The organism is Actinoplanes sp. NPDC048967 (assembly GCF_040649415.1).
In the GTDB taxonomy this organism is placed as follows: Bacteria; Actinomycetota; Actinomycetes; order Mycobacteriales; family Micromonosporaceae; genus Actinoplanes.
In genome coordinates this window covers 1-25,596 of sequence record NZ_JBEZFL010000014.1, presented here as the reverse complement: position 1 = coordinate 25,596, position 25,596 = coordinate 1, and the positions used below count along the sequence as shown (strand labels likewise).

At 72.1% G+C, this 25,596-nt stretch carries 24 protein-coding genes and 1 pseudogene; 9 read left to right on the top strand and 16 right to left on the bottom strand.

Annotated elements, in window-relative coordinates; translation table 11 throughout:
- Nucleotides 1-21: 21 nt before the first annotated feature.
- Genes AB0C12_RS40380 through AB0C12_RS40365 form a run of 4 tightly spaced genes read left to right on the top strand, consistent with a single transcriptional unit; the run spans nt 22 to nt 3,862 of the window.
- Entirely contained in the window at nt 22-1,740 is a 1,719-nt protein-coding gene (locus tag AB0C12_RS40380; RefSeq protein ID WP_360556105.1) for an urease subunit alpha, read from the top strand.
- A gap of 5 nt (nt 1,741-1,745) precedes the next feature.
- On the top strand, nt 1,746-2,390 hold the full coding sequence (locus tag AB0C12_RS40375) for an urease accessory UreF family protein (protein WP_360556103.1): 645 nt from the start codon (nt 1,746-1,748) through the stop codon (nt 2,388-2,390).
- On the top strand, nt 2,380-3,087 hold the full coding sequence (gene ureG / locus AB0C12_RS40370; RefSeq protein ID WP_360556102.1) for an urease accessory protein UreG: 708 nt from the start codon (nt 2,380-2,382) through the stop codon (nt 3,085-3,087). Before AB0C12_RS40375 ends, ureG begins: the two co-directional genes overlap by 11 nt.
- A gap of 22 nt (nt 3,088-3,109) precedes the next feature.
- Nucleotides 3,110-3,862 (top strand): urease accessory protein UreD, encoded by a 753-nt coding sequence (locus AB0C12_RS40365; protein ID WP_360556101.1) that lies wholly within the window; start codon nt 3,110-3,112, stop codon nt 3,860-3,862.
- A gap of 139 nt (nt 3,863-4,001) precedes the next feature.
- Here the strand turns inward: AB0C12_RS40365 and AB0C12_RS40360 are convergent, their stop codons facing one another.
- The gene (locus AB0C12_RS40360) at nt 4,002-5,072 is read right to left on the bottom strand and encodes an epoxide hydrolase family protein (RefSeq protein ID WP_360556099.1); all 1,071 of its coding nucleotides are present in this window, start codon (nt 5,070-5,072) and stop codon (nt 4,002-4,004) included.
- Between the two features lie 64 nt (nt 5,073-5,136).
- On the opposite strand from AB0C12_RS40360, the gene AB0C12_RS40355 reads away from it, so the two are divergent.
- Complete coding sequence (locus AB0C12_RS40355) at nt 5,137-5,325, top strand: hypothetical protein (RefSeq protein WP_360556098.1); 189 nt, start codon at nt 5,137-5,139, stop codon at nt 5,323-5,325.
- 54 nt (nt 5,326-5,379) lie between these two features.
- Here AB0C12_RS40355 and AB0C12_RS40350 read toward each other — a convergent pair whose 3' ends face one another.
- The 8 genes and pseudogenes from AB0C12_RS40350 to AB0C12_RS40315 form a co-directional block, all read right to left on the bottom strand.
- Entirely contained in the window at nt 5,380-6,282 is a 903-nt protein-coding gene (locus AB0C12_RS40350; RefSeq protein WP_360556097.1) for a sigma-70 family RNA polymerase sigma factor, read from the bottom strand.
- Nucleotides 6,283-6,435: 153 nt separating this feature from the next.
- Nucleotides 6,436-6,693 carry a hypothetical protein gene (locus AB0C12_RS40345; protein ID WP_360556096.1) on the bottom strand — a complete coding sequence of 86 codons (258 nt, stop codon included), beginning with the start codon at nt 6,691-6,693 and terminating at the stop codon, nt 6,436-6,438.
- A 295-nt stretch (nt 6,694-6,988) separates the two neighbouring features.
- Nucleotides 6,989-7,849, bottom strand: coding sequence for a cellulose binding domain-containing protein (locus AB0C12_RS40340; RefSeq protein WP_360556353.1), 861 nt, complete (start codon nt 7,847-7,849; stop codon nt 6,989-6,991).
- Between the two features lie 522 nt (nt 7,850-8,371).
- Nucleotides 8,372-9,280 (bottom strand): annotated as a pseudogene (locus tag AB0C12_RS40335) (serine/threonine-protein kinase); the annotation flags it as partial.
- Nucleotides 9,281-9,817: 537 nt separating this feature from the next.
- Nucleotides 9,818-12,553 (bottom strand): cyanophycin synthetase, encoded by a 2,736-nt coding sequence (cphA, locus tag AB0C12_RS40330; RefSeq protein WP_360556094.1) that lies wholly within the window; start codon nt 12,551-12,553, stop codon nt 9,818-9,820.
- Entirely contained in the window at nt 12,550-13,389 is an 840-nt protein-coding gene (locus tag AB0C12_RS40325; RefSeq protein ID WP_360556092.1) for a cyanophycinase, read from the bottom strand. Before AB0C12_RS40325 ends, cphA begins: the two co-directional genes overlap by 4 nt.
- A 79-nt stretch (nt 13,390-13,468) precedes the next feature.
- The gene (locus tag AB0C12_RS40320) at nt 13,469-15,073 is read right to left on the bottom strand and encodes an MFS transporter (protein ID WP_360556091.1); all 1,605 of its coding nucleotides are present in this window, start codon (nt 15,071-15,073) and stop codon (nt 13,469-13,471) included.
- 11 nt (nt 15,074-15,084) lie between these two features.
- Nucleotides 15,085-15,573, bottom strand: coding sequence for a helix-turn-helix domain-containing protein (locus AB0C12_RS40315; protein ID WP_360556090.1), 489 nt, complete (start codon nt 15,571-15,573; stop codon nt 15,085-15,087).
- A 55-nt stretch (nt 15,574-15,628) separates the two neighbouring features.
- Between AB0C12_RS40315 and AB0C12_RS40310 the strand changes: the two genes are divergently transcribed.
- Complete coding sequence (locus AB0C12_RS40310) at nt 15,629-16,141, top strand: PaaI family thioesterase (RefSeq protein WP_360556088.1); 513 nt, start codon at nt 15,629-15,631, stop codon at nt 16,139-16,141.
- Here AB0C12_RS40310 and urtE read toward each other — a convergent pair whose 3' ends face one another.
- The 5 genes from urtE to urtA are packed head-to-tail and all read right to left on the bottom strand — an operon-like array spanning nt 16,142 to nt 20,764.
- Entirely contained in the window at nt 16,142-16,834 is a 693-nt protein-coding gene (gene urtE, locus AB0C12_RS40305) for an urea ABC transporter ATP-binding subunit UrtE (RefSeq protein ID WP_360556087.1), read from the bottom strand. It abuts the gene before it with no gap.
- A 1-nt stretch (nt 16,835) separates the two neighbouring features.
- Entirely contained in the window at nt 16,836-17,594 is a 759-nt protein-coding gene (urtD, locus tag AB0C12_RS40300; RefSeq protein ID WP_360556085.1) for an urea ABC transporter ATP-binding protein UrtD, read from the bottom strand.
- Nucleotides 17,591-18,658: an urea ABC transporter permease subunit UrtC gene (gene urtC / locus AB0C12_RS40295; protein ID WP_360556084.1), complete on the bottom strand. Its 1,068-nt coding sequence runs from the start codon at nt 18,656-18,658 to the stop codon at nt 17,591-17,593. Before urtC ends, urtD begins: the two co-directional genes overlap by 4 nt.
- Complete coding sequence (gene urtB / locus AB0C12_RS40290) at nt 18,655-19,533, bottom strand: urea ABC transporter permease subunit UrtB (protein WP_360556082.1); 879 nt, start codon at nt 19,531-19,533, stop codon at nt 18,655-18,657. The genes urtC and urtB overlap by 4 nt, the downstream gene beginning before the upstream one ends.
- Before the next feature lie 7 nt (nt 19,534-19,540).
- A complete protein-coding gene (urtA, locus tag AB0C12_RS40285) occupies nt 19,541-20,764 on the bottom strand; it encodes an urea ABC transporter substrate-binding protein (protein ID WP_360556080.1) in 1,224 nt (407 codons plus the stop codon).
- Nucleotides 20,765-20,903: 139 nt separating this feature from the next.
- Between urtA and AB0C12_RS40280 the strand changes: the two genes are divergently transcribed.
- On the top strand, nt 20,904-21,440 hold the full coding sequence (locus AB0C12_RS40280; RefSeq protein WP_360556078.1) for an alpha/beta hydrolase: 537 nt from the start codon (nt 20,904-20,906) through the stop codon (nt 21,438-21,440).
- 5 nt (nt 21,441-21,445) lie between these two features.
- Here the strand turns inward: AB0C12_RS40280 and hisS are convergent, their stop codons facing one another.
- Both hisS and AB0C12_RS40270 read right to left on the bottom strand, forming a co-directional pair.
- Entirely contained in the window at nt 21,446-22,777 is a 1,332-nt protein-coding gene (hisS, locus tag AB0C12_RS40275; protein ID WP_360556077.1) for a histidine--tRNA ligase, read from the bottom strand.
- Nucleotides 22,778-22,799: 22 nt separating this feature from the next.
- Nucleotides 22,800-23,498 carry an MBL fold metallo-hydrolase gene (locus AB0C12_RS40270; protein ID WP_360556075.1) on the bottom strand — a complete coding sequence of 233 codons (699 nt, stop codon included), beginning with the start codon at nt 23,496-23,498 and terminating at the stop codon, nt 22,800-22,802.
- A gap of 165 nt (nt 23,499-23,663) precedes the next feature.
- Here AB0C12_RS40270 and AB0C12_RS40265 point away from each other — a divergent pair, with 165 nt between their 5' ends.
- Nucleotides 23,664-24,548, top strand: coding sequence for a peptidylprolyl isomerase (locus AB0C12_RS40265; protein WP_360556073.1), 885 nt, complete (start codon nt 23,664-23,666; stop codon nt 24,546-24,548).
- 65 nt (nt 24,549-24,613) lie between these two features.
- Nucleotides 24,614-25,444: a peptidylprolyl isomerase gene (locus AB0C12_RS40260; protein ID WP_360556071.1), complete on the top strand. Its 831-nt coding sequence runs from the start codon at nt 24,614-24,616 to the stop codon at nt 25,442-25,444.
- Nucleotides 25,445-25,596: the final 152 nt, after the last annotated feature.

The following is a 25,596-nucleotide window of genomic DNA, read 5'->3' as shown; positions in this document are numbered from 1 at the left end:
GGAGCACAGCGAGGCCAGGGCGTGACCACACTCGACCGCGGCCGCTACGCCGCCCTGTACGGACCCACCGCCGGCGACCGCATCCGGCTCGCCGACACCAACCTGCTGATCGAGGTCGAGGAGGACCGCAGCGCCGGACCGCAGCCGGGCGACGAGGTCGTCTTCGGCGGCGGCAAGGTGATCCGCGAGTCCATGGGCCAGTCCCGCGCCACCCGCGCCGAGGGCAGCCCGGACACCGTGATCACCGGCGCGGTGGTGCTCGACCACTGGGGCATCGTCAAGGCCGACATCGGCATCCGCGACGGCCGGATCGTGGCGCTCGGCAAGGCCGGCAACCCCGACACCATGGACGGCGTCCACCCGGACCTGGTGATCGGCCCCGGCACCGAGATCATCGCCGGCAACGGCAAGATCCTCACCGCCGGCGCCATCGACAGCCACGTCCACCTGATCAGTCCCACCATCCTGGACACCGCGTTGGCCGCCGGCATCACCACGATCATCGGCGGCGGCACCGGCCCGGCCGAGGGCACCAAGGCCACCACGGTCACCCCGAACGCCTGGCACCTGGCCCGGATGCTGGAGTCCCTGGACCACTGGCCGATCAACGTGCTGCTGCTCGGCAAGGGCAACACCATGTCGAGCGAGTCGATGTGGGAGCAGCTGCGCGGCGGGGCCGGCGGCTTCAAGCTGCACGAGGACTGGGGCACCACGCCCGCGGTCATCGACGCCGCGCTGCGGGTCGCCGACGCGTCCGGGGTGCAGGTCGCCATCCACACCGACACCCTGAACGAGGCCGGCTTCGTCGAGGAGACGCTGCGGGCGATCGGGGGACGGTCGATCCACGCGTACCACACGGAAGGGGCCGGCGGTGGGCACGCGCCGGACATCATCACGGTCGCCTCGCACCCCAATGTGCTGCCGTCGTCGACCAACCCGACGCGGCCGTACACCCGCAACACCCTCAGCGAACACCTCGACATGCTGATGGTCTGCCACCACCTGAACTCCTCGGTGCCCGAGGACCTGGCGTTCGCGGAGAGCCGGATCCGGCCGTCCACGATGGCCGCCGAGGACTTCCTGCACGACCTGGGCGCGATCTCGATGATCGGCTCCGACTCCCAGGCGATGGGCCGCGTCGGCGAGGTCATCATGCGCACGTGGCAGACCGCCCACGTGATGAAGGCGCGCCGCGGCGCTCTGCCGGGCGACGGCCCGGCGGACAACCTCAGGGCGAAACGGTACGTGGCCAAGTACACGATCTGCCCCGCGCTGGCCCACGGCATGGCCGAGCAGGTCGGCTCGGTCGAACCGGGCAAACTGGCCGACCTGGTCCTGTGGGACCCGGCGTTCTTCGGCGTCCGCCCGGCCCTGGTGCTCAAGGGCGGCATGATCGCCTCGGCCCAGATGGGCGACGCGAACGCCTCGATCCCGACGCCCCAGCCGATGCTCCCCCGCCCGATGTTCGGCGCCTACGGCGTGGTCCCGTCGGTGACCTCGGTGGCCTTCGTGGCGCCGGCCGCCCTGGACGCCCTGCTGGGCGACCGCATCGGCGTCAAGCGGGCGCTGGTGCCGGTGACGGACACCCGCTCGGTGGGCAAGGCGGACCTGCCCCACAACGACGCCCTGCCCCGCATCGAGGTCGAGCCGGACACCTTCACGGTCCGCATCGACGGCGAGGTCATCGAGCCGGATCCGGTGACCGAGCTCCCGATGGCCCAGCGCTACTTCCTGTTCTGATCGGCATGAGTCTCGCGACGTTGCTGGTGCTGGCCGACGGGCGGTTGCCGTCCGGCGGGCACGCGCATTCCGGCGGGTTGGAGACCGCGGTCGCGGCCGGACGAGTGCGGTCGGTCCGGGACGTCGGCGGGTTCCTGGGCGGCCGGTTGCGGACCACGGGCCTCGTTTCCGCTGCTTTCGCTGCGAGCGCGTGTGCCCGTACCGGAGAGTTTGTGGATCTTGATCGTGGGTTGGATGCCCGGACGCCGTCGCCGGCTCTGCGGCGGGCTTCGCGGGCGCAGGGCCGGGCGTTGTTGCGGGCCGGGCGGGCCATGTGGCCGGTGCCGGCCGTCGGCCGCGAGCCCCATCATCCCGTCGCGCTCGGGGCCGTGGCCGCCGCCGCCGGGCTCGGGCCGTTGGCGGCCGCGGTCGCCGCGGCGCACGGGGCCGTGAGCGGGCCGGCCAGCGCGGCCGTGCGGCTGCTCGGCCTGGACCCCTACGCGGTGCACGCCCTGCTCGCCGGGCTGGCACCCGAGATCGACCGGATCGCGGCGGACGCCGCGGCCCGGGCCCACGACCCGGTTGACGACCTGCCGGCCGCGGGCGCCCCGTTGCTCGACATCGGCGCCGAGCTCCACGCCACCTGGGAGGTGCGTCTCTTTGCATCCTGAACCGCACGAACACGGCCCCGACGAGGTTGGGCATACGCATCCCGAACCCGGCGTCGATCCGCACGCGCCGCTGCACCCCGGCCCCCGGGCCCTGCGGATCGGCATCGGCGGGCCGGTCGGTTCCGGCAAGACCGCGCTGGTCGCGGCGCTGTGCCGGGCGCTGGGGCCCGAGCTGCGGCTCGCGGTGGTGACCAACGACATCTACACCACCGAGGACGCCGACTTCCTGCTGCGCAACGGGGTGCTGCCGGCGGACCGGATCCGGGCGGTGGAGACCGGCTGCTGCCCGCACACCGCGATCCGGGACGACATCTCCGCCAACCTGGACGCGGTCGAGGATCTGGAGGCGACGCTCGGGCCGCTGGACCTGGTGCTGGTGGAGAGCGGCGGGGACAACCTGACCGCGACGTTCAGCAAGGGACTGATCGACCAGCAGATCTTCGTGGTCGACGTGGCCGGCGGCGACAAGGTGCCGCGCAAGGGCGGGCCGGGGGTCACGACCGCCGACCTGTTGGTGATCAACAAGACGGATCTCGCGCCGCTGGTCGGGGCTGATCTGTCGGTGATGGACCGGGATGCCCGGGCCCGGCGCGGTGAGCTGCCGACGGTGTTCCTGTCGCTGGTCGGCGACAAGGCGGCCACCCCGGTCGCCGACTGGATCCGCGCGCTGGTCGCGGCCCGGGTGCCCACGGCCTGATGGGCTGCCGGGTGGCGGGCTGATGCGGGCCGGGGCGCGGATCGTCGCCGAGGCCGACGGGCGGGGCGGCACCCGGCTCGCGGTGCTGCGCGGCGAATCGCCGCTGCTGCTGCGCCGCACCGGGCCGCGGACCGGCGGCGCGGTCACCGTGCACCTCGTCGGCGGGGCCGCCGGTCCGCTGCGGGGCGACGACCTGCGGCTCGACCTCGAGGTCGGGCCGGGGGCACGGCTGGAGGTGCGCAGTGTGGCCGCGCAGCTCGCGCTGCCCGGGCGGCCGGATGCCCCGGCGTCGCGGCTGGAGATCGCGGCGGCCGTGGCGGCCGGAGCGACGTTGCGGTGGCTGCCGGAGCCGCTGATCGCGGCGGCCGGCTGCGACCACCGCGCGGTCACGCGGGTCGAGGTCGAGACGGGCGGCGCCCTGCTCTGGCGCGACGACCTGGTCTGCGGGCGGCACGACGAGCCGTCCGGTGACGTGCACACCGACCTGACCATCCGGTACGCCGGCAGCACCCTGTACCGCCACGAGCTGACGGTCGGTCCCCGGGCACCGGGCTGGTCGGGGGCGGCGGTGCTCGGTGGCGGCCGGGCGGTGGGTTCGCTCGTCCTCGCCGGTCCTGAGCTGCCGGACGCGGCGCTGCTCGGCGGGGACGCGGCCCTGATGCCGCTGGCCGGGCCGGGGATGCTGGCCTCCGCCGTCGGGCCGGACATCCGGCAGGTCCGGGCGGCCCTGGACCCGCTCTGCGTCGAGCCGCAGCGGCTGCCCGTCGCGGTATAGAGCGGATCGGCCGAGCGCGGCGGCCGGCTGCTCGGGTCGGCTGCTCGGGGCGGTGTAGAGCGGCTCGGCCGAGCGCAGCGGCCGACCGCCGCGGCGGCTGCGCGGGGCGACTACTCGGGGCGGCTTGCAAAACCCCGGCTCAGCGCAGCGGCGCGAAGAAGGTCCGCAGGTCGGCGGCGAGAGCAGCCGGTTCGTGCAGGGCCACGAAATGACCACCGGGGTTGCCGGCCGGCCAGTGCGTGATCGTGTTCTGCTCCTCGGCCAGCCGCCGGAACAGCGGCAGTCCCCCGGCGTAGACACCCGTCGGCACCGCCTTCTGACCCTTCGGCCAGGCGAACGCCGGTGTGTCGTACATGAACCACGAGGACGAGGCCGCCGTCCCGGTGAACCAGTAGATGCTCGTGTTGGTCAGCAGCAGATCCCGGTCGATCACCAGGTCGCCGAACTCCTTCATCTTCTGCATGTGCCAGGCCAGCAGCGCCACCGGCGAGTCCTGCCACCCGTACGCGAAGGTCTGCGGTGCCGCCCGCAGCAGGGAGTGGTGGTCCACGCCCGACCCGGTCCACTCCCGCATGGCCGCGTAGTCGGCGCGTTCGGCCTCGCTCATGCCCGGCACGTCCGCCTCGGTGGGCATGCCCAGGCCGGCGTTGACGTGCACGCCCACCACCCGGTCCGGCGCTGCCACCGCGACCGCCGGTGCGAGGTACGCGCCCAGGTCACCCCCGTGCGAGCCGTAGCGCTCGTACCCCAGCCGGCTCATCAGCTGCGCCCAGATCCGGCCCACCTGCTCGACCCCGAATCCCGGCGTACGCGGGGCCGCCGAGAAGCCGAAGCCCGGCACCGACGGCACCACCACGTGGAAGTCCGCGCTGAGCACCTCGATCAGGTTGATGAACTCGACGACCGAGTTCGGCCAGCCGTGGCTCAGGATCAACGGCAGCGCGTCCGGCCGCGGGGACCGGACGTGCAGGAAGTGGATCTCCAGGCCGTCGATCTCGGTGATCCACTGCGGGAAGGCGTTGAGCCGCGCCTCGTAGGCCCGCCAGTCGTAGCCGGTACGCCAGTGCTCGGCCAGCTCGCGCAGCCACTCCACCGGCACACCGCGGTCCCAGTGCGAGCCGGGCAACTGCGCCGGCCAGCGGGTCCGGGCCAGCCGCTCGTGCAGGTCGGTGAGGTCGTACGGGTCGACGGCGATCCGGAAAGGTCTCATAATCCCGACCATAGGAGCCGTTGCGGTCAGTTTCCGGCCGCAATACGCCGGAGGAGGCACGCCTATGCGACGGGGCCGCTGGGCGCTGACCGGGCTGCTGCTCGGCGCGGCGGCGGGAGCACTCTGGGGCTGGTTCGGCAGCGGCGGATACGAGGCGGGCGACGCCGCCATCGGCACCGGGCTGCTGGGGGCCGTCACGGGTGCGCTGGCCGGCGCGATCTCCGGAACCGTCGCCGACCGCCGCCGCCGGTGACAGAGCCGGGGCGACCCCGCGGCCGGAGAACCGGTCGCCGAGCCGCCCCGCCGATCAGGCGGCGACCGCGATGGGTACGCCGTGACTGTCGGTCAGTGCCAGCCGGGTCCGCAGGTTGCCCTGCTCCGCGACCCGGGCGAAGTACTCGGTCCGCCGCCGCTGCAGGCAGCCCTTGCGGGTCCGCGGTCCGCCGGCCGCGACGGTGAGCAGCTCCGGGGCCAGCGAGCTGTTCAGGCCCTCCCGGAGCAGGCGCAACGCCTCGGTGCGCAGCTGCGAGATCCGCGACTCGGTGACCCCGAGTTCGGCGGCCACGTCGCTGAGCGGCTGTTCCTGCAGGAAGGACTGGGTGACCACCAGGCGTAGCCGCTCGGGCAGGGCCTGGATGGCCTGGTGCAGATAGCCCAGCCGTTCCCGCTTGAGCAGCAGGTCCTCGGGCCCCTCGGACAGTTCCGGGACCATCTCCTCGGCGGCGCCGGTGGGGAAGCCCTGCAGGCTGAGCAGGGCTGCCTTCTGCACGTCGTCCTCGACGCTGGCCAGTTCGGCGACGCCGATGCCGAGCATCTCGGCCACCTCGGCCTCCGACGGGGTCCGGCCCAGGGCCGCGGTGAGTTCCTGGCGGGCTGTCGCCGTACGGCGGGCCCGGGCCCGGACCGATCGGCTGGCCCAGTCCTGCCCGCGCAGCTCGTCCAGCAGCGCGCCGCGGATCCGGACAGCGGCGAAGCGGTGGAACGGGATGCCCCGGCTCACGTCGAAGGAGCGCGCGGCGCCCAGCAGTGCGGCGAATCCGGCGGACGACAAGTCGTCGGCGTGAACGTGGCCGGGTACGCGGTTGAGCAGTTCCCGAACCAGGTGTCCCACCATCGGCATGTGTTCGCGGACCAGGTCCTCGAGGTCGCGCGCGGACGGCGCGTCGTGGACGATGCCGACGGTGGCGGGGAGTTCGGTCGTCACGGTCACGTGTTCCTCCTCGCTCGTACAAGCCGGCAGGTGAACCGGCTGATGAGGAGAACACTTATGGCCGAAGGGTGCAGTGGCGGCCGAACTCGGTTGCTTTTGAGGTGTTTTTTGCGAAAAAGGCTCAGCTATCGGGCGGGCTCCCCCGGGCCTTCCTCAGCTGGCGAAATGCGGGTGGCGCGGCGCGGCCAGCATGGCGCCCAGCTCGCGGCGCACCCAGTTCATCCGGCGCACGGCGGCCTCCGGGTGATCGCCGAACTCCTCGGCGACCCCGGCCGCACAGCCGTCGCTGCCGTGGCGCAGCAGCATGGCGGTGACGGTCTCTTCGACGGTCTGGCGGCTCGGGCACTCGGACGGCTGCAGGTAGGAGACGAACAGAGCCTCCGCGGCCAGGTCCTGGACGGTGCTGATCATGTGGAACTCCCCGATGTGCGACGACTTGCCTGGTTCCAGCTAACGCTCGCGCCGGTGCCGACCGGAACCGCTCAGGTTGCAGACCGGTATCAGTCATCTTCCCCGTGGGCGTCAACCCGGCCCGCAGGCACGCCGATACGGTTCATACCGATTTCGGCGGGAAGGCTCTCGTCACGGCCGTCGCGGGTCGTCACGGGCAGCGCCGGTTCCTGTCGGGCTCAATTCGACCTTACGCGCAGCTCGGGCGGCCGAACCGGAACTCCGGTCGACCGCCCGAGGACGCGCTTGTCGGATTTCAGCCCACGGCCCCCGGCACGGGCTCGTTGCCGGAAGTGTCGCCCGGATCGGTGAACGTGTCGGTCACCGCCGGCGTCGTCTCCGTCACGACCGGCTCCGTGGTCGTCGGCGTGACAGCCGGCGTCGTGGCCGGCGCGGACGGCTCCACCGGGGTCTCGTCGTCGTCCCCGTCGTCGCCGCCGTCACCGTTGCCGTTGCCACCGGGGTCCACCACTACCCCCGGTGTCGTGGTCGTCGGGGTGACTCCGGCCGGCGCCGTCGTGTTGACCGGGACCGGGACCGCGACCCCGCCCGGGTTGATCGAGATACCCGGGATCGGCGTGTCCTTGGTCGGCACCGGGCCCAGCCGGACCGTGCCGTTCGTGAGGTGCTCGACCGGCCGCGACGGTGCACCGGGGGCCGGCGAGACGAACGTCTGGCAGGTCTCCCCGCCGAGCTCGAACACCATCGGGGCGGCGTTGCTGGCCTGGTAGCGGCCGGTGAACTCGAGCGTCTTGGTCTGCTGCGGGCTCAGCGGCGTGCGGCCCAGCACGGTGACACCCTGGCCCTGCTGGTCCAGCTTGAGCCGGCCGTTGCCCGAGACGACCTGGTCGCCCGGCATGAGGAACCAGAGCTTCCAGTCCTTGATCGCCGCGTTCTCCCGGTTGGCCAGCGTGATCGCGGCCTTGAACTTCTTGTCCTTGTCCTCCCAGACCGCATAGCTGACCACGCACTTGTTCGAGCCGGTCAGCGTGGTCGAGCCCGCGTTCGGGGTCTTCGGCGTGCCGTCCTGGGAAAGCGCGGCCACCCCGGCCGAGGCGACCAGGACCGCCCCGATGATGGAGCCGGAGATGATGAGCACCCGGCGCCGCTGGGTCATGCCGCCGTTGCCGCCGGGGCCCGAGGGGCCGGTGGCCGCCGAGCCGGGCCTGTTCTGGTTGGGCGGGCTGCCGCCACCGGGACGGGCAGGCGGCGTGTTGCCCCGGCCACCGTGGCCTCCGGCACCGGCCGGGCGGACCGGCGACGCGGGCGAGCCACCCTCGCGGGGCGGCGGCCGGAACGCGTCGTCGCCACCGAAGGCGGGACGCAGAGCCGGGCCGGCCGGGGCGGCCTCCTCGATCGGCGGCGCCGTGGCGCCCGCCGCCGAGGCGACCGCGGGAGCCGGTGGCACCGGACCGAACCGGCTGTTGCGGGCACCGCGCTGAGGCGGGGACGACACCGGGCCGACGGCCGCCTCGACCTCGGCGACCGAGACCGCCGGGGGCACCGGCGCTCCGGCCGGGGCCGGCGAGACCGGCGCCTCGGCCGCGGGAACAGCGGCGACACCGCGGCCGGGAGCAGTGGAGTGCACCTGGGCGAGGCCCGGCCGGACCCGCCCGAAGGCGTCGGTGTCCCGCCGGGCCGACGGCAGGATCGTGGTGTCCTCGCCGTTCTCGGCCCAGTCCGGCACGTAGGCCCGGCTGGCCGGCACGCCGGCCGACACCGTGCCGAGCACGTGCGCCAGCTCGGCACTGGACGGGCGGTCCGCGGGCCGCTTCTCCAGGCAGCGGGCGATCAGCGCGGAGACCGCGCTGGGCAGGCCCTCGACCGGCGGCAGCGGCTCGGGCTCCGTGTACTGGTGGGCGCGCAGCAGGGCCGTCGTCGTGCCGACGTCCCACGGGAGCTGCCCGATCAGGGTGCGGTAGATCAGCAGGCCGACCGCGTACACGTCGGTGGCCGGGCTGACCTGGCCGCCCTCGAGCCGCTCGGGCGCCAGGTAGGCCGGCGTGCCGAGCAGGCTGCCGTCCGGGTCGATGTCGTTCTCGCCGATCAGGGCCGAGATGCCGAAGTCGACGACCTTGGCGCCGCCGGAGGTGAGCATGACGTTGGCCGGGGTCACGTCGCGGTGCACGATGCCCCGGGCGTGCGCGGCCGCCAGCGCCGCCGCGACCTCGGAGGAGATGCGCACGGCGGCCGGCCACGGGAGCCGGCGCGAGCGGGCCAGGACGGCCGCCAGCGACTCGCCGTCGACGAGCTCCATGACGACGTACGGGACCGGCTCACCGTCGACGGTGGTCGCCTCGCCGTAGTCGTAGACGTTGGTGATGTGCGGGTGGCTCAGTCGTGCGGCGGCCTGGGCCTCCGCGCGGAGTCGGCGTCGGAACGAGGGGTCGGTGCTCGTCGAGGGCGGCAGGACCTTCACCGCGACCTGCCGGCCGAGCACTTCGTCAAACCCTCGCCAGACCACTGACATCCCGCCGGCGCCGAGCCGCTCGACCAGTCGGTAGCGACCGGCCAGCAGACTCGAACCGGGCAGGTCCGTCGTGCTCATGTGCCCCCACATGCGCGATCGGAAGAAACATCAGCACTGCACCGCCATGCGTGCTGATGCCGGGGCGGTTGTCGGCCCGCCGTTGGACCGAGCATTCCCCATCGACGGCGAGGATGTTAGCGGACGATCGGCCAGGTCTCGACTCCTCGACAACCCGGATGAGCTGGGCGTCGTCACGCTGTGTTCCGCCCTGTGCGCCTGCGGTGGGCGGCCGACGCCGACGACAGAATGCCTGGTCAGAGCTGTATAGATGGTCGTACTAAATAGTGCTGGGTCGTATGCCCGCTTCGTCGGAACTTGCGGCTGGATAACGAATCTCGCGATTGCCCGACGAATTCTGCACGTGCAGTCGCGATTGCATCACGCAAAGAGATAATGGCGAGATCATGAGTGGCGCTCATCTATACCCAGCGTGATGATTGCCACAGGGCAATGACCTGGGCAACCCCGCCCGATCGGGTGATTTCCCGGCGCCGATCATTCTTTGTTGCCGCAAGCCCCCAGCGTTGCTGACAAATCACCCGATCCAGGGAACCACTACGGGGAAACGGCTGCCCGGGGCGTCCGCGTGACCGCGCGGCCCGGATGCGCGGAGAGCCGTTCGGCGTGCACTACAGCGGATTCGGCGGGCACCGCGCCCAGGCTCTCGAGGTGGTTCAGCATCGGCGCGAGCTTCTCGTAGAGCACGAGGATCACGTCGCCCGGGACGGCCAGCCGCAACGCCGCGTCGACCGCCGCCCGGTAGCCCGGGGTACGGACCACCCGGATGAGCGGCCGGCGCCCGCGCATCTCCCGTTCCACCAGCGCCGACACCTCCCCCGGCGCCCGGCCGCGCGGGTCCTCGTCGTCGTAGAGCACGGCCCGGGTGACGCCGTCCGCGAGCACCTGGGCCGAGGCGGCCAGCAGGTCGTCGCGGCGGTCGCCGGGCAACGTGACTGCGGCCAGGCACCGCTGCGGGCCCCAGAGCCGGTGCAGCGTCCGCAGGACGGTCGCGATCGCCGCCGGGTTGTGCGCGTAGTCCACGAACAGGGTCACGTCGTCGAGGCGCAGCAGCGTGGCCCGGCCCGGGTTGTCCACCCGCGGCTCGAAGGCGGCCAGCCGCTCGGCCACCACGTCCGGCGGAGTGCCGAGAGCCCGGGCGGCAGCCGCCGCGGCGAGGGCGTTGACGGCCGCGTACGAGGCGGCTCCGCCGAACGAGCCGGGCACGTCCGCGACGCGCAGCAACGGGGTGCGCCGGCCGCCGGTGGCCTGCACCAGCCAGCCGTCCTGGAGCAGGTACGCCGTCCCGCCGCGGCCCAGGTGCTCGGCCAGCACCGGCTGCCGGCTGTCGGTGCCGAACCAGACGACGCGCTTGCGGTCGGCGCGGACCCGGGGCCGCTCGGCGATGCTGCGGACCCACGGATCGTCGGCGTTGAGCACCAGGGTGCCGCCGTCGCGAACCCGCTCGGCGATCAGCGCCTTGACGTGGGCCAGGTCCTCGATCGACTCGAGCCCGTCCTGGCCCAGGTGGTCGGCGGTGATGTTGGTGAGCACGCCGACGTCGGTCCGGTCGTACCCCAGGCCCCGGCGCAGCGTGCCACCCCGGGCGGTCTCCAGGACCGCCGCCTGGACCCCCGGGTCGCCCAGCACCATCTGCGCCGAGCGCGGCCCGGTGGCGTCGCCGACGTGCACCACCCGGCCGTCGATCGCGACCCCGTCGCTGCTGGCCACGCCCACCCGCAGACCGGTGCCGGCCAGCAGGTGCGCGACCAGCCGGGTCACGGTGGTCTTGCCGTTGGTGCCGGTCACGGCCACGGTCGGGATCCGTCCGTCGGAACCGCCGGGGAACATCGCCCGCACGATCGCGTCCCCGACGTCGCGGGAGCGCCCGCGCACGGGCGCGAGATGCATGCGCAGCCCGGGTACGGCGTTGACCTCGATCACCCCGGCGCCCAGCTCGTCGGGGTCCCCGGTCGGCGGCAGCGGCGCGGCGATGTCGGCCAGCCGCAGGTCGATGCCGGCGATGTCCAGCCCGACCAGGGCGGCGACGCGCAGGCAGAGCCGGGCCACGTCGGGGTGCACCCGGTCGGTGACGTCGCTGCCGGTGCCGCCGGTGGACAGGTTGGCGTTGTCGCGCAGCCACACCTGGCGCCCGGCCGCGGGCACGGTCCCGGGCGTGCAGCCCTGCCGGTTCAGCGCAATCAGCGCGTTGGCGTCCAGCTCGATGCGGGTCAGCACCCGGGCGTGCCCCACCCCGCGCCGCGGGTCCGCGTTGGTCAGCGCCACCAGGTCGGCCACCGTGCTCTCGCCGTCGCCGACCACGTGAGCCGCGACCCGCTCGGCCGCGGCCACCACCTCACCCGCGACGACCAGCACGCGGTAGTCCCGGCCGGCGAACTGCCGTTCGACCACCACGTCGCCGCCCGCGGCCGTGTACGCCCGTTCGACCTCCTCGGGCGTACGCAGGTTGAGCACCACGTGCTGGCCCTGGCGGCCCCGCCGCGGCTTGACCACGACCGGCGCCCCCAGCACACCCAGCAGGCGCACCGCCTCGGCGACCGTACGGGCGGCCCCGCCGGGCGCGACCGGCACCCCGGCGTCCTCGAGCAACCGCCGGGTGACCTGCTTGTCCGCCGCGATGTCGACGCCGACCCCGCTGGTCCGGTCGGTCATCGCGGCCCAGGCGAGCCGCCGGCGGGTGCCCCAGCCCAGGCGCAGCAGGCTGAGGTCGGCGTACCGCTCGACCGGGATGCCCCGGCGCCGGGCCGCGGCGATGATCGACGTGGTGCTCGGGCCGGTGGCCTCCTGCTCGGCCAGCGCGGTCAGGGCGGTGAGCCGCTCGGTGAGGTCGGCGGCGGGCACGGACTCGCCGCCCGCGACCGAGGCGACCAGCTCCGCGGCGGTCTCCAGCAGCTCGCCCGGCAGGGTGGAGTCCGGCGACTCGTCCACCGGGCACTCGATGATCAGGTCGTAGAGTCCCGGCTCGCCGGCCGAGACGGTCCGGCCGAAGCTGACGTCGCGCCCGATCCGCTGGGACAGCTCGATGCTGACGTGCTCGGTGACGTGGCCGAAGTAGGTGCCACCGCGCATCCGGCTGACGAACCCGCCGGGCGAGCCGGCCGCGCAGTGGTGCTCGGCCAGGCCCGGCAGGGCGCGCAGGATCCGTTCGGTGAACCCGGCGACGTCGCTGGTCTCGCGGCCGGTGAGCTCGTCGAGGCGCAGCCGGGCCACGATCGCGGGCCGGGACAGGTGGACGTTCGGTCCGCGCAGCCGGCGGATGCTGAGGATCTTCATGCGGCCAGTTCCCGTTCCCCGGCGGGCCCGTCGACGATCGAGGGGCGGCGGCCGGACAGTTCGAACCTGCACCCGGCAGGCAGCACGTGCACCCGCGCCCCGGTGAGCGCGATCGGTCCGTCGGCCGGTACCCGGATGTCGGCGGCGGCGCCCGCGTCGACGATCGTGACCGCGCCGGTGCCCAGCACCTCGAAGCTGTCACCCTCGGCGAGGATCGCGGTGTCCTCGTCGATGCCGAGGCCGAGCTCGTGCGGGTAGAGGGCGACGGCGCTGAGCAGCCGGTTGAGCCGGCCCCGCTCGGCGAAGTGCATGTCGATCAGCACGCCGGGCAGGAACTCCAGCCCGGGTCCGGTGCGCACGCTGGCCCGGGTGACCCCCGGGCTGTCGCCACCGAGGATCATGGTGCCGGACATCATCGCGGCGCCGGCGCTGGTGCCGCCGAGCACGATCGTGCCGGTCTGCACCAGCCGCTGCAGCGCCGAGTCGGCCAGCGTGCCGCCGAGGACGGTGGTGATCCGCAACTGATCGCCGCCGGTGAAGAAGACACCGGTGGCGGTGGCCAGCGCCTTGACCACGGCGGGCTCGTTGGCCTGGGCCCGGTTGTCCAGGCGCAGCGCCCGGACCCGGCCCGCGCCGAGACGGGTGAACAGCGCGGCGTACTCGGCCTCCAGGACGGCGGGCTCCGCGCTGGCGGTGGCGATGACGATCAGCTCGGCGGCGGGACCACCGGCCAGGCCGACGAAGCGGCGCAGGATCTCGGTGCCACCCGGACCGTAGCGTTCCGCGCCACCGATGACGAGCAGCCGGGAGTGACCGGAACGATCGACGAGTGCCACGCCGTGCCTCCTGAAGGGCCGCACCCCTCGAACCGGCGGCCTGCCCTGAGGCTAATCGGAACAATACCGAAACATCGGGCTAATCCGCTGAGTCGGCCGGCAGCAGATGGGAGACGACCGGCGGCCCCTCGGCCAGCGCCCACGCCTGCTGCTCCTCCTGCTCGTCGCTGCCGGTGAGCCGGCCCTCGTGCTGGCGCAGATGTTCGTCCCACGTGGGCACCAGGTAGACCTCGACGAACTCGTCCGTCGCCTCGCCCGGGCGGAACAGTCCCCACCGGGTGGCCCCGGTCCGCTGCCGGGAGCGTCGTACGGCCTGCATCGCGGCGACGAAGGCGGCCCGGTTCGCCGGCCGGACCCGGAACGTCGAGGTGACCAGCACCGGCCCCTCGTCCAGGTGCGGCTCCAGCATCAGGTGCGGCTCGGCCCAGTAGACCGCCGGGCTGCGGTCGCCCTCCTGGTGGTGCAGCGGCAGCCAGCGCACGGTCACGGTGCCCAGCAGCATCAGCGCGGCCGCGGCGAGGAAGGCGGCGCGCAGGCCGAACGCCTCGGTGACCTGGCCCCACAGCAGCGCGCCGAGCGCCTGGCCGCCGGCGAAGACCACCTGGTAGACGGCGAAGCCGCGGGCCCGCACCCAGTTCGGCAGGAACAGCTGCAGGCTCGCGTTCATCCGGGACACCTGGATCATCCAGGCCAGTCCGGCGGCGAGCAGGACCGGCACCACGACCACGACCTCGGCCACCGTGGCGACTACCAGCAGGGCGAGGCCGTAGACCGTGCCGGAGAGCACGAGCAGCCGGTTGGCCGGTACGTGCTCGCGGACCCGGGGCATCAGCAAGGCGCCCAGCACCGCGCCGACGCCCAGGGCGGCGAGCAGGATGCCGTACCCGCTGGGGCCCATGGCCAGCTGTCGCTCGGCGACCAGCGGCAGCAGGCCCCAGACGATGCTGCCGGGCAGGACGAACAGCACCACGCGCAGCAGGATCCGGCGGACCACCGGCGAATAGCGCACGTACCGGCCGCCGGCGCGCAGCGCCGGGCCGAACCGCTCGGCGTGCGCGGTCCCGCTCTCCGGCGGCCGGCGCCAGCGCAGCAGCGCCACGGCGAAGATCACGAAGGACAGCGCGTTGAGGCCGAAGACGGCGGCCACGCCCACGTGCGCGACCAGCAGGCCGGCCACCGCCGGACCGGCCGAGCGGGCCAGGTTGGTGTTGACCGCACCGAGCGCGGACGCCGAGGCGAGCTCGTCGCGCGGGACCACCTCGGGGATGATCGCCTGCCAGGTCGGCAGGGTCAGCGCCTGGCCGGCGCCGAGCAGGAAAGTGAAGACCAACAGCAGCGGCGGCGGCATCCGGTCGAGCACGGTCAGGGCGGTCAGCGTCCCGGCCACGACGAACAACCCCACCTGTACGGCGAGCAGCAACCGCCGGCGATCGAAGGTGTCGGCCAGCGTGCCCGACGGCAACGCGAGCAGCAGGACCGGCAGCATCGTCGCGGTCTGCACCAGGCTGACGTAGGTGGCCGCGTCCGGCTCGTGCACCAGGTGCCACTGCGCCCCGACGGTCTGCATCCAGGTGCCGACGTTGCTCGCCAGCACCCCGATCCACAACCCGCGGAAGATCTTGTCCCGCAACGGGGCCCACGCGGACGTTTCCCCTGCTGATGCTGATGTCTGCGCCGGCGCCACGGCCAGGGAGCTTAGCGGCGGCGCCTGGCCCCCGGTCCGGGGCGGGGCGCGACCTCGCGGGGGTCGGCGATCCGGTGACCGTGATCGCAGTGCAGCTCGGTGTGGACCCGCGCACCGCAGTCGCGGTGGGCCATCTCCAGCGGCGGGCCCTGCGGATCGGCGAGGTAGCGGTCGCCCCACTCCATCACCGCGGTGAGCACCGGGTAGAGGTCGAGGCCCTTGGCGGTGAGTCGGTACTCGTGGCGGATCCGCGCGCCGGGCTCCTGGTACGGCTCGCGGCGCAGCAGGCCGTGCTCCACCAGCGAGGCGAGCCGGTTGGTGAGGACCTGACGCGGGATGCCGGTGCGCTCGCGCATGTCGGCGAAGCGGCGGACGCCGGTGAAGACCTCCCGCAGCACCACCACGGTCCACTTCTCCCCGAGGACGCCCATCGCGCGGCCGATCGTGCAGGCGTCGACGGACCAGTCGAGGGCGGACGGGCCGGCCAGGGTGGGATTCATGACACCGAGGCTAGGTCTGTTTGACAGACACAGCAAGGGGTGCCAATCTGCGTCCATGACGCAGACCCAGGATCACACCCGCACGCGTACGTACGCCTGGACCGATCCGGCGGCGCACGCCTCGCTGCTGGCCACCACCGACGGTCTGACCCTGCTGCGCCGGATGGAGGCGGGCGAGCTCCCTCCCCCGCCGATCATGAACTTGATCGACATCGCCGGGATGCAGGTCGAGGAAGGCAGCGTCACCTTTTTCATCGACCCGCGGGAGTTCCACTACAACCCGCTGGGCTCGGTGCACGGCGGTGTGATCTCCACGCTGCTGGACAGCGCGGCCGCCTGCTCACTGCACTCGACGCTGCCGGCCGGGGTCGGCTACACCTCGCTGGACCTCACCGTGAAGTTCCTGCGGACGGTGACCGTGGACTCGGGACGGCTCGCCTGCAAGGGCAGTGTGCTGCAGAGGGGGCGCCGGACCGCGCTCACCGAGGCCCGGCTGACCGACACCGCGGGACGCCTCGTCGCCCACGCCACCTCCAGCTGCATGATCTTCGAGGCGCCCCGCTCCTGATCAGACCGCCAGCAGCCGGCGCACCGACTCGTCGCCGAGCTCACCGGCCGGGCCCGCCCGCACCACCTCGCCCGCGTCCAGGATCACGAACCGGTCGGCCAGCCGCAGGGCCAGCTCCAGATACTGTTCGACCAGCAGAATGGTCAGCCCGGCCGCGTGCAGCTGCCGGATCGCCTCCTCGATCTCGCGCACGATCGACGGCTGGATGCCCTCGGTCGGCTCGTCCAGCAGCAGCATCCGCGGCTCGGTGACCAGCGCCCGGGCGATCGCGAGCTGCTGCTGCTGACCGCCGGAGAGAAAGCCGGCCCGCCGCTTGAGCAGCCCGCGCAGCGCCGGGAACAGGTCGAACGCCTCGTCGACCACCCCGGCCCGGCGGTTGCCCGCGGTCTCCCGCGCCACCTGGAGGTTCTCCGCCACGGTCAGCTGCGGGAACGTCTCGTGACCCTGGGGCACGTAGCCGAGCCCGAGCCGGACCCGCTCGTGCACCGCGAGCCTGGTCAGCTCCCGGCCGTCGAGACGCACCGCGCCCGAGCGGACCGGCAGCACCCCCATGATCGCCTTCAGCAGGGTGGTCTTGCCGACACCGTTGCGGCCCATCAGGCACACCAGCGACCCGGCCGGCGCGGTCAGCGAGACCCCGAAGAGCACCTGCGCCCGGCCGTACGACACCTGGAGATTTTCGACCGCCAGCACGTCACGCCACCTCCTTGTCGAGCTCGTCGCGGGACCGTCCGAGATAGACCTCCTGCACCCGCGGATCGGCCTGCACCTCGGCGACCGTGCCCTCGCACAGCAGCCGGCCCTCGTGCAGCACCGTCACCGTGCTGGCGAAGCGGCGCAGGAAATCCATGTCGTGCTCGACCACCAGGACCGTGTGGTCGCGGGCCACCGACTGCAGCAGCTCGCCCGTACGCTCGCGCTCGGTGCGGCTCATGCCCGCGACCGGCTCGTCGAGCAGCAGCAGCCGGGGCCGCTGCACGACGAGCATGCCGATCTCGAGCCACTGTCGCTGGCCGTGCGAGAGCACCCCGGCCGGGCGGTCCGCCAGCGCGCCCAGCCCGATGGTGTCCAGCGCCGAGGCGACGTCGTCGGAGACGCCGTGCCGCCGGCGCAGCAGAGTCGGCAGCCGGCGCCGGAAACCCGCCGCCAGGTCCAGGTTGTCGACGACGCTGAGCTCCTCGAACACCACGGACGTCTGAAAGGTACGGCCGACGCCCGCGCGCACGACCTGATGTTCCCGGCGGCCCACGAGCTCCTGACCCGCGAAGCTGACCGAGCCGGTCGCCGGTCTGGTCAGCCCGGTGATGACGTCGATCAGGGTGGTCTTGCCGGCGCCGTTGGGCCCGATGAGGAACCGCAGCTCGCCGGCGTCGAGGCAGAAGTCGAGGTCGGTGATCGCGTGGAAGCCGGAGAAGACGACGTTCAGGCCGCGTACCTCGAGAAGTCTGCTCATGCCCGTACCTCCTCGAGAACCGGCGGGGCCGGCGCCGCCGGACGGCGCCGGGCCGCGATCACGTCGCGCAGCTGTCCGGCCAGGCCGGCCAGGCCGCGCGGGGCCCAGAGCATGACCGCCACGAACAGCGCGCCCTGCACGTAGAGCCAGCTGTCCGGCCACTGCTCGCTGAAGATCGTCTTGCCGTAGTGGAACAGCAGCGCGCCGCCGACCGCGCCGGCGAGCGAGTACCGCCCGCCGATCGCCACCCCGATGAGCAGCTCCAGCGACGCGACCACGCCCAGGTTGGCCGGCGTGAGCAGGCCGACCACCGGGACGAAGAGCGCGCCGGCGATGCCGGCCAGCCCGGCCGAGACCGCGAAGGCGAAGGTCTTGACCAGCGCCGGGTCGTAGCCGAGGAAGCGCACCCGGTCCTCACCGTCGCGGATCGCCACCAGCAGCTGCCCGTAGCGACTGCGGGCCAGCTGCCGGACGACCAGGAAGGACAGACCGAGCACGACCACGACGGTGAAGTAGAGGATCCGGCGGTCGGCGTCGTCGTAGAGGTCCAGGCCGAAGAAGAGCTGGAAGTTGGTCAGGCCGTTGGTGCCACCGGTCAGGCCCTGCTGGCCGACCAGCAGGATGACGAACGCCGCCGCCAGCGCCTGTGACAGCACCGCGAAGTAGGCGCCCCGCACCCGTTGCCGGAAGACCAGCAGTCCCAGCAGCAGCGCCACGGTCACCGGCAGCACGACCACCATCACGAGCGCGAAGACCGGGTTGGCGAACGGCTTCCAGAGCAGCGGCAACTGCTCGACGCCGCTCCACGACATGAAGTCGGGCAGCTGCCCCGGCCCGGCCTCGACGAGCTTGAGGTGCATGCCCATCGCATATCCGCCGAGCCCGAAGAACACCCCCTGGCCCAGGGTCAGCATCCCGCCGCGACCCCAGGCCAGCGCGATGCCGAGGGCGACGACCGCATAGCAGAGGTACTTGGCCAGCAGGTCCAGCCGGAACGGGCTGAACACCAGCGGCGCGGCGAACAGCAGCACGGTGACGACGGCGAAGGCGATCCGGTTTCTCATGTCAGCGCCCTCGATCGCAGCACGAACATGCCCTGGGGCCGGAACTGCAGGAACGCGATGATCACGGCGAACACCACCACCTTGGCGAAGCTGGCCCCGTTGGCCGTCCAGAACTCGACGAAGCTGTTGAGGACGCCCAGCGCGAACGCGGCGATCACCGCACCGCGCAGCTGACCCAGCCCGCCGGCCACCACGACCAGGAACGCGTCCACGATGTACCCGCTGCCCAGCGTCGGACCGACCGGGCCGATCAGGGTCAGCGCGACCCCGGCCACCCCGGCCAGCCCGGACCCGATGAAGAAGGTGGCCTGGTCGACCCGCCCGGTCGCGACCCCGCTGACCGCGGCCAGCTGCCTGTTCTGCATCACCGCCCGCATCCGCCGGCCCTGCCGCAGCTTGCTGAGGTACAGCGAGATCGCCACCACGCAACCGATCGCCAACACCAGGATGAACACCCGGTTGTACGGGATCCGTACGCCTGCGTCGATCCCGCCGGTCAGCCAGCCCGGCGCGGCGACCTGCACGTTGGGCGCCCCGAAGATGTCCCGGGCGACCTGTTGCAGGATCAGGCTGATGCCCCAGGTGAGCAGCAGCGTGTCCAGCGGGCGGCCGTAGAAGCGCCGGATGAACAGCCGTTCCAGGATCAGCCCGAGCACCCCGCCGACGGCGAAGGCGACGGGCAGCGCCACCAGCACCGCCTGCTCGCCGGCCAGCGGCTGCAGGACGTACGCGGTGTACGCACCGGCCATGATGAACTCGCCGTGCGCCATGTTGATGACGCCCATCTGGCCGAACGTGAAGGTCAGGCCCAGCGAGGCGAGCAGCAGCACCGCGCCGATGCTCGCCCCGATGACCAACTGGTTCAGAGTCCCCATGGCTGGCTCAGGACGCCAGGCCGGCGGCCCACGGATAGCCCTTGAGGTACGGATCCGGCTTCACCGGTTCGCCGGAGTTCCACACCTCCTTGATCTGGCCGTCCGGCTGGATCAGGCCGATCCGGGCGGTCTTGTAGACGTGCTGGGTCTCGCCGTCGATGGTCACCTTGCCCTCGGGCAGGTCCAGCGAGATCCCACCGGCCGCCTTCTTGACCGCCTCGACGTCGGTGCTGCCCGCCTTGGCGGCGGCCGCGGCCCACAGCTTGACCGCGTTGTAGCCGGCCTCCATCGGATCGGAGGTCACCTTGGTGGCGCCGTACTTGGCTTTGTAGTTCTTGACGAACTCGGTGTTCGTGGCGCCCTCGGTGGTCTGGTAGTAGTTCCAGGCCACCAGGTGACCGGCGATGTTGGCCGGGCCGATGCCGCCGACCTCCTCCTCGGCGACGCTGACACTCACCGTCGGCATGGTCTTGTCGGTGAAGCCGGCGCTGCGCAACTGCTTGAAGAAGGCGACGTTGCTGTCGCCGTTGAGGGTGTTGAAGACGACGTCGGGCTTGGCCTGGCCGAGCTTGTTGACGATGGTCGAGTACTCGGTGTTGCCCAGCGGCGTGTACTCCTCGCCGGCCACGGTCATGCCGTTCGCGGCCGCGTACGCCTTGATGATCTTGTTGGCGGTGCGCGGGAAGACGTAGTCGCTGCCGACCAGGAAGACGGACTTCTTGCCCTGCTGCTTGAGATAGTCCAGGGCGGGCACGATCTGCTGGTTGGTGGTCGCGCCGGTGTAGAAGATGTACGGCGAGCTCTCCAGCCCCTCGTACTGCACCGGATACCAGAGCAGCGCTTTGTTGCGCTCGAAGACCGGCAGCATCGCCTTGCGGCTGGCCGAGGTCCAGCCGCCGAACGTGGTGGCGACCTTGTCCTCGTTGATCAGCTTCTGGGCCTTCTCGGCGAACGTCGGCCAGTCCGAGGCACCGTCCTCGACGACCGGTTCGAGCTTCTTGCCGAGCACGCCGCCGGCCGCGTTGACCTCCTCGATGGCCAGCAGCTCGGAGTCGCGGACCGTCACCTCGCTGATGGCCATCGTGCCGCTGAGGGAGTGCAGGATGCCGACCTTGATGGTGTCGCCGGAGGAACCGCCGCTCGCCGACGGATCATCGGCGCAGCCGGCCACCGCCAGAGTCGTGGACAGGAAAAGGATGGAGAGAGTCTTGGTCCACTTCGTAGATGACATGGGGACTTGTCCCTTCGCCCGCGGGGGGTGGTGCCCCGAAAACTAGGAACAGCTCATTTCACCCAACGTATTGACACATGTCGAATAAGTTAACGTGACCTCACAGGCCACATAGGATCTTCGGCGTTAGGCTGACGCGGTGCGCAGCGGAATCCTGGTGCCCGGCGGCATCGGCATCGTCCAGACCACCCTGCTGGACCTCGGCTGGGAGGCGCTGAACGACCGGCAGGCCCGCATCGAGAAGGTCACCTGGACGATGCCCGAGGGCCTGATGGAGGTGGGGCCGGAGCCGTTCGTCCGCACCTGCGTCGCGGCGGCACTGCACCGGCTGGTCCAGCGCGACCCCGACGCCCGGCCGGTGCTGATCGCGAAGTCGCTGGGCACCCACGCCGCGACCCTGGCCGCCGATCTGGAACTGCCGGCGATCTGGTTGACCCCGCTGCTGACCGTCCCGCCCCTCGTGGACGCGATCACCCGCAACCCGGCGCCGCAACTGCTCATCGGCGGCACCGCGGACCCGTGGTGGGTCCCGGAGGCTGCCCGCTCGACCGGGCAGCAGGTGCTGACCATCCGGGACGCCAACCACTCCCTGCGCGCGCCCGGGACCCTGCGGGATTTCGCCGAGACGCTGGGCGTCATCGGCACCGCGATCGAGGACTTCCTGGACGCGCGCTGACGGGCTCAGCCTCCGGAGACCACCGGGATCAGGTCCTCGGCCGGCGGCTGCCACGTGGACGCGTCGGCCTCGACCTGGTCACCCGAGCGGATGTCCTTGATCGTGTCGGCCGCGCCGTCGGTGCCGGGGAACCACACGTACGGGATGCCCCGCCGCTCGGCGAACCGGATCTGCTTGCCGAACTTGGCCGCCGACGGCGCCACCTCGGTGCTGATCCCCCGGCTGCGCAGCGCGCGGGCGATCCGGTCGCAGGCCGGGCGCAGCTCCTCGGCCGGCAACGCGACCACGACGCAGGTCGGCACCGACCGTGAGACACCCAGCGCGCCGCGGCCGAACAGCAGCCCGAGCATCCGGGAGACGCCGATGGAGATGCCGACGCCCGGGAAACGCTCGTTGCCCGCGGTCGCCAGATTCTCGTAACGGCCGCCGGAGCAGATCGAGCCGAACCGCTCGTAGCCGCGCAGCTGCGTCTCGTAGACCGTGCCCGTGTAGTAGTCGAGCCCGCGGGCGATCTTCAGCTCCGCCCGGATCAGGCCCGGCGCGTGCTCGGTGCCCGCGTCGACCACCCGGACCAGCTCCTCCAGGCCCTCGTCCAGCAGCGCGTTGTCGACGCCCAGGGCCCGCACCGCGTCCACGAAGGAGGCGTCCGGCGTCGAGATCGACGCCAGCTCCAGGCAGGCCTTGGCCTGGGCGTCGGTGGCCCCGGCCGTCTCGACCAGCAGGGCCGCCACTTTCTCCGGGCCGATCTTGTCGAGCTTGTCGACGGTCCGCAGCACCTGATCCGGGTCCTCGAGACCCAGACCCCGGTAGAAGCCCTCACACACCTTGCGGTTGTTGACCAGGATCGTGGCCGGCGGGATCGGCAACGACGCGAACGCGTCCCCGATCACCAGCGGCATCTCGGTGTCGTAGTGGAACGGCAGGTTGTCGCGGTCGACCACGTCGATGTCGGCCTGCAGGAACTCCCGGTAACGGCCCTCCTGCGGGCGCTCACCCCGCCACACCTTCTGGATCTGATAGCGGCGGAACGGGAACTGCAGCTTGCCGCTGTTCTCCAGCACGAAGCGGGCGAACGGCACGGTCAGGTCGAAGTGCAGGCCGAGGGAGTCGTCGGACGGCGCGCCGGGATCCTCCTGGAGGCGGCGCAGGACGTACACCTCCTTGGAGGTCTCCCCCTTGCGCAGCAACTGGTCCAGCGGCTCGACGGCGCGGGTCTCCAGCGGCGCGAACCCGTACAGCTCGAAGGTCGCGCGGATCCGCTCGACGACACTCTGCTCGATCATCCGCTGCGCGGGCAGCCACTCCGGGAAGCCGGAGATGGGCGTGGGCTTGCTCATGGTGCTTCTCCTAGCGAAAGTCTCAGAGGCCCCGGCCGGGCGCGGTGGTCAGCTCCCGCAGGTACGGGTTCGCCACGCGCTCGCGGCCGATGGTGGTTTCCGGTCCGTGGCCGGGCAGGACGACGGTGTCGTCGGCCAGCGGCAGGATCTTGTCCCGCAGGCTGGCCAGCATCGTCTCCGTGCTGCCGCCCGGCAGGTCGGTGCGGCCGATCGAACCGGCGAAGAGCACGTCACCGGAGAGGCAGACCTGGTCCGCCTCCCACTGCGAGCCCGCGCCGGGCAGCCGGAAGAGCACCGACCCGCCGGTATGGCCGGGCGCGTGGTCGACGGTGATCTCCAGCCCGGCCAGGCTCAGCGTGGCCCCGTCGGTCAGCTCCGCGACGTCCTCGGGCTCGGTGTACGACAGCCGGCCGCCGAACAACGCGGTCAGATCCACGCCCAGGCCCTTGGCCGGGTCGGCGAGCATCTCCCGGTCGGCGGGATGCACGTACGCCGTGATGCCGCGCGCACCGCAGACCGGCGCGACGGAGAACGCGTGGTCCAGGTGGCCGTGGGTCAGCAGCACCGCGGCCGGGTGCAGCCGGTGCTGAGCCAGCACCTCGTCGAGACGGTCGAGCACGCCGATGCCCGGATCGACCACCAGGCACTGCTCGCCGGGGCCGGCGGCCACGACGTAACAGTTGGTGCCGAAGGCGTCGGCCGGAAAGCCGGTGACGAGCACTGGGCACCCCTCTCTCGCGGTCGGATTCGCCGGTCAAGCCTAGCGGGACACACCGTACGCACCGTGACGGAACCTCGCACACCACATTCCCAGCGGTTACCCGTACACTCTTGCGGGCGTGTGGCGTGGCGCACTCGACAAGAGTTTAAGGAAGGGGAGCACTCGGTGGCTTCCAGCAAGGACCGGGCGCGGAAACTGGCGCGGGAGAAGCTCGATCGGCAGCTCGCACGCCGGGCGGGCAGGCAGCGCCGGCGGCGGCAGATCCAGGCCGGGCTCGGTGCGGCACTGGCGCTCGTCCTGATCGTGGGCGGAGTCGCGTGGCTCGGCGGCGCCTTCGACGGCGACGACCCGGTCGACCCGACCGCTTCCGAGGTGTGCGCGTGGACGCCGCAGAACGCCGAGTCGAACCCCGACCTCAAGGACGTCGGTGAGCCGCCGACCAGCGGCATCCCCACCGCGGGCACCCGGCCGATGACGATCACGACCGACCAGGGCGCGCCGATCGTCGTCACCCTCGACCTGGCCGCCGCGCCGTGCACCAGCGCGAGCCTGAGCTACCTGGCCGGCAAGCAGTTCTTCGACAACACCACCTGCCACGAGATCACCGCCGAGGGCGCGATCCACTGCGGGGACCCGAAGGGCACGGGCCAGGGCGGTCCGACGTACACGGTCTACAACGAGAACACGCCGACGGCCCCCGCTCCGGCGCCCAGCGCTTCGGCCGCGCCCACGCCGCAGGAGCCGCTCTATCCCAAGGGCACCGTGGCGATGATCGGCAACCCGCCGGGCGCCAACGGCAGTCAGTTCCTGATCTTCTTCAAGGATTTCACCCCGAAGACGGAACCGCAGTATCCGATCGTCGGAAAGGTCACCGGCGGGCTGGACACGGTCGCCAAGATCGGCAAGATCGCCACCGTGGCGAACAGCGCGGGCGACAAGGTCACCCCGAAGGACAAGATCACCGTACAGAGCATCACCGTCGGCGAGCCCAGCGCAGAGCCCGCCGCCACCGCCCCCTCGGCCGCCCCCTCGGCGTCCAGCCAGTCCTGAGCTTTCCGGACCAGAATCGTCGCAACATATCCCCTCACCGCACCGAGGCATACAGGAGGAACACCGTGTCGTCGATCAAGGACCGGCAGCGCGCGGCGGCGCGGGCCCGGCTGGAGAAGGAGATGGCCGAGCGGGCCACTGCCGCGCGCAAGCGCCGGCAGCGGCAGGCCATCATCGGATCGGCCCTCGCGGTCGTCGTGATCGCGGGCGCCGCGGTGTGGATCGTCGCCGCGCTCGGCAACGACGACGACAAGAAGTCGACCGACGCGGCCGCCCCACCCCCCGGCACCGTGGCCTGCTCATGGATCCCGGAGGACGGCAGCACGGGCAGCAAGGTCAAGGACGTCGGCACCCCGCCGTCGAACGCCCCGAACGTCGGCAAGTCCACCCTGACCATGGACACCAACCTCGGCGCGATCACGGCGTCGGTGGACCTGAGCAAGGCGCCCTGCACGGGTGAGGCGTTCACGTTCCTGGCCGGCAAGAAGTTCTGGGACAACACCAAGTGCCACCGGCTCACGACCGCGGGCATCAAGGTGCTGCAGTGCGGCGACCCGACGGCGACCGGCAAGGGCTGGCGCGAGAGCGACGGTTCCGGCGGGCCCAGCTTCCGCTACGCGGAGGAGAACCTCCCGACGAACGCGAAGCCGGCGTACCCGAAGGGCACGATCGCGATGGCGAAGACGTCGGCGCCGAGCTCGACGGGCAGCCAGTACTTCATCGTGTACGAGGACACCGACCTGCCGCCGGACTACACGGTCCTGGGCACGATCACCAAGGGGCTCGACATCGTCGAGTCGGTTGCCAAGGCTGGTAGTGACAACGCCAATGGTCAGGGGGATGGGCATCCCAAGAAGGAGATCACCATCAAGACTCTGACCATGGCCAAGGGCTGATCTTTCGGCTTTTTCTGAGAAGGCGGACCTCTCTTTTTCTTGGGGGGTTCGCCTTTTCGGTTTTCTTGCGGTGGGGGGCTTGGGGGCGGGGGGGGGGGGCCGGCGCCGCGCACGGCGGAGGATTGAGGGGTGCGAGCACCCCCCCCCCCCCC

Coding starts and splice junctions, on each gene's coding strand:
- hisS (WP_360556077.1), bottom strand. CDS start 22,777: ATGAGCAAGCCCACGCCCATCTCCGGCTTCCCGGAGTGGCTGCCCGCG.
- AB0C12_RS40315 (WP_360556090.1), bottom strand. CDS start 15,573: ATGAATCCCACCCTGGCCGGCCCGTCCGCCCTCGACTGGTCCGTCGAC.
- AB0C12_RS40345 (WP_360556096.1), bottom strand. CDS start 6,693: ATGATCAGCACCGTCCAGGACCTGGCCGCGGAGGCTCTGTTCGTCTCC.
- cphA (WP_360556094.1), bottom strand. CDS start 12,553: ATGAAGATCCTCAGCATCCGCCGGCTGCGCGGACCGAACGTCCACCTG.
- AB0C12_RS40310 (WP_360556088.1), top strand. CDS start 15,629: ATGACGCAGACCCAGGATCACACCCGCACGCGTACGTACGCCTGGACC.
- AB0C12_RS40360 (WP_360556099.1), bottom strand. CDS start 5,072: ATGAGACCTTTCCGGATCGCCGTCGACCCGTACGACCTCACCGACCTG.
- urtA (WP_360556080.1), bottom strand. CDS start 20,764: ATGTCATCTACGAAGTGGACCAAGACTCTCTCCATCCTTTTCCTGTCC.
- AB0C12_RS40375 (WP_360556103.1), top strand. CDS start 1,746: ATGAGTCTCGCGACGTTGCTGGTGCTGGCCGACGGGCGGTTGCCGTCC.
- urtD (WP_360556085.1), bottom strand. CDS start 17,594: ATGAGCAGACTTCTCGAGGTACGCGGCCTGAACGTCGTCTTCTCCGGC.
- AB0C12_RS40340 (WP_360556353.1), bottom strand. CDS start 7,849: ATGACCCAGCGGCGCCGGGTGCTCATCATCTCCGGCTCCATCATCGGG.
- AB0C12_RS40355 (WP_360556098.1), top strand. CDS start 5,137: ATGCGACGGGGCCGCTGGGCGCTGACCGGGCTGCTGCTCGGCGCGGCG.
- AB0C12_RS40365 (WP_360556101.1), top strand. CDS start 3,110: ATGCGGGCCGGGGCGCGGATCGTCGCCGAGGCCGACGGGCGGGGCGGC.
- urtB (WP_360556082.1), bottom strand. CDS start 19,533: ATGGGGACTCTGAACCAGTTGGTCATCGGGGCGAGCATCGGCGCGGTG.
- urtC (WP_360556084.1), bottom strand. CDS start 18,658: ATGAGAAACCGGATCGCCTTCGCCGTCGTCACCGTGCTGCTGTTCGCC.